The following is a 2,861-nucleotide window of genomic DNA, read 5'->3' as shown; positions in this document are numbered from 1 at the left end:
GCTTGCATGAGGAGGCCAAGCTAACCATTGACTCAAGTATTCCCTCTCTCGACTGACAATTTCAAGATAGGCCGAAGCAAACTTGGGAGTAACCAAAGCCAGTTTCAGATCGGTATCAACATCCAATGTAAACATGATTTCCTCTTAAAAACATAACGCCCGGCTAAGGGGTTGACAACGCACCGCCGAACTTAAAAAACACACTTAAACACTGAACTGCAATTTTACACTAAAGTCGCCACGCGTTGGCAATCCCTCTTGAGCCGTTTGTTATGCAAATTCAATGAGATAAACCGAATTTACACGACCAAAAGCCACAATTGCAATGGTTGAGTGATTCAAGAACCAACCCAAGTAGGAACCGAGATAAATAAGCCGCCAAAACAAAGCCCACCTTTCAACAACAAACCAAGCTTTTGAATCAGGAAAACTTAACGAGCGAAACCTTCAGCAAGTGCAAAATGCTCGATAAACTTGCCCTTTCCACACTTTGCGCCCACTGAATTTACAACGCGCCAGCGCTAAAACTGATTGAGGCAAACAAAGAAACTTGCCTGTTTTACGGCTTGAGTAAACCACGAATTTTAGGGTAAAAAAGCTCATTTGCCGACAACACAAAACGAATGGCCAGAGAAATCCCAAAAGGTGAACCCCTAAATTTACCTGAGTTGCATAACGCCGCGTTAAGTAGTGAGCAACGCCGCCACCTAACCTAAACCATTGCACCGTAAACACAAAAGCCAATTTGAACTGAAAATGCCACGCGTTGCGAATCTGCCTTAAACGCTTTGTTATAAAACTATCGAATCTCTGGCAACCTTAGTTCAGATATAAACTGCTCCGCCTCAACCAACTGCGAATGAGTCGCTGTTTCAAGTTGCGCATTTAGTATCATGTCTCTTTCAGCAGCAGAAACAATAATAGTCGTAAATATGGCATCGATAATGGCATAAGAAAAAGTTACTGGACTAGAGCTATTGTTGTAGGGAATATCATAAAGCTTGGCGAGTGTAAGTAACTCTTTAACTGCTGATGGAAGCCTATTTTTGACATCATATCTATTCAGTTCGGCATACCTTCTCAATGAAACTGAAGGCTCCACAACTCTATTTTCCTCAACAACTTCTCCAAACTCTTCCCACTTAATAAACTTAAATTCCTTAACTAAACTCACTGTGATCTCCTGTTTTATAACGCCCGCTTAAGGGGCAGACAACGCTAACACCAAGTTTCCGCATAACACCGTAATCACACAAACCAACGCATAGTAAAAATGCCCCGCGTTGGCTGTCCCTCTTGAAGCGTTTGTTAGCACAAAGTATACCAATGATTTCTAGCCCCAGCCATGAGGCATGCTTTCATTCTCGTTGTACTCAGATCCACAAACAGCACACTTGAAATAGCTGATATTTGATTTCGAGTTATTTTGATTAAGTAATACGCTAAACACAAAATGAAGAATTTTGTACTTTGGATTATTCTTCTCAGTCTTTTGGGCTTCAACCTCAGAAGCACTTAATCTTCGATGCAATGTTTTTTTATTACATTTACTGCAATACAGCTCTGTACCATTATCAGAATCAGACATAAAAACTTTCCTTGTATGCAAATCTCAATCTTTGTGCTAACGCCCAATTAAGGGGTGAACAACGCCACCACCCAACCTAAAGTATTGTATCGTAAACACTAAAATTGAAGTAGAAGCAAAAATGCCAAGCGTTGAGAATCCCTCTTAAATTGTTTGTTATACGCGTGCTTCCGACCAAACTGCGAACTCATTACCACTTGGCTCAATGAAGTGGAAACGACAGCCACCAGGAAACTCAAATATCGGGCGAGAGATTTCACCACCATTTTGAATAACTTTAGCCAATGTAGACTCTATATCTGCGCTGTAGAAGACCAAAAGAGCCCCACCCGTTTTTGTCTGGCTGCAAGAGTCTGATTTAAAGAAGCCACCGTCTAAGCCCTGATTGGAAAAAGCCGAATATTCAGGGCCATAATCAACGAAATCCCAACCAAACACAGAAGAGAAGAATGACTTTGTTGATTCCAAATCCTTTGCGCCAAACTCTACATAATTTAGCTTTTCATGCTGATTCATTTCCTGCCCCTTTGTAATTTTTCCGAAAAGCGTATAACGCCCGCCTAAGGGGCTGGCAACGCATAACACAAAACTTAAACACAACAACCGTAACCACCGCGGCTCATTGGGACTGGAAACGCCACGCGTTGACAGTCCCTCTTGAGGCGTTTGTTAGCTTCGTAGCCTATTGTTTAACAATGATTTTTAACATACTTGCTTGAAAGGCATTTTACGCAAAAGCATCACACAAACACACGTCCAACGCCAAAAGCTGTGAAGTTGGCTGCCAAAACTCAAAACGATCAAGGTTAAGTTGGCCACGGTTAAGAGTCCGCGACAAAGAAAGCCAGATCACAGCGATGATGCAGCCTTTTGTGAAACCAAACTTTCCGAGTGGAACATCCAACAACATTGAAGCATCGAGGCTTGATGGCTTTCAGCAACTTTGAAACAGCTGAACATTCAACACTTTCTACCAAATCAGCATCCGAAAAACTCGAAAGCCAAATTGTGGAATTTGAACGCTAAAAGCTGATTTCTCACAACAAATGAGCTTAGATTTTGATGATTTTAGCCTTTAAGAAGCTAACGCCCAATTAAGTGGTGAGCAACGCTAAACACCGGTGCTTCGACAAACCACTTAAAATACAAAAACTGAATTTACACTAAAACCGCCAAGCGTTGCGAATCCGTCTTAAATGCTTTGTTATGCAAATTCAATAAGATAAACCAGAAGTTACACTACATTTGATTAAGAAAACAATCAAAATATTGG

Annotated in this window: 4 protein-coding genes and 1 pseudogene; all 5 read right to left on the bottom strand. The window is 41.3% G+C overall.

The annotated features are described in order from the left end of the window. Positions 1 to 135, bottom strand: a pseudogene (locus UF06_RS27720) (RimJ/RimL family protein N-acetyltransferase); the annotation flags it as partial. Positions 136 to 799: 664 nt separating this feature from the next. Further along, positions 800 to 1,174, bottom strand: coding sequence for a hypothetical protein (locus tag UF06_RS10825; RefSeq protein WP_025594819.1), 375 nt, complete (start codon positions 1,172 to 1,174; stop codon positions 800 to 802). Between the two features lie 159 nt (positions 1,175 to 1,333). Beyond that, positions 1,334 to 1,588: a hypothetical protein gene (locus UF06_RS10820; protein WP_045570475.1), complete on the bottom strand. Its 255-nt coding sequence runs from the start codon at positions 1,586 to 1,588 to the stop codon at positions 1,334 to 1,336. Positions 1,589 to 1,744: 156 nt separating this feature from the next. After that, positions 1,745 to 2,104 carry a VOC family protein gene (locus UF06_RS10815; RefSeq protein WP_045570474.1) on the bottom strand — a complete coding sequence of 120 codons (360 nt, stop codon included), beginning with the start codon at positions 2,102 to 2,104 and terminating at the stop codon, positions 1,745 to 1,747. Positions 2,105 to 2,315: 211 nt separating this feature from the next. Then, entirely contained in the window at positions 2,316 to 2,498 is a 183-nt protein-coding gene (locus UF06_RS10810) for a DUF645 family protein (RefSeq protein ID WP_045570473.1), read from the bottom strand. Between the last annotated feature and the right edge of the window lie 363 nt (positions 2,499 to 2,861).

The organism is Vibrio sp. S234-5 (assembly GCF_000960595.1).
Classification (GTDB): Bacteria; Pseudomonadota; Gammaproteobacteria; order Enterobacterales; family Vibrionaceae; genus Vibrio.
Note: the sequence above shows the minus strand (reverse complement) of the source record. Positions and strands in the feature narration are given on the sequence as shown.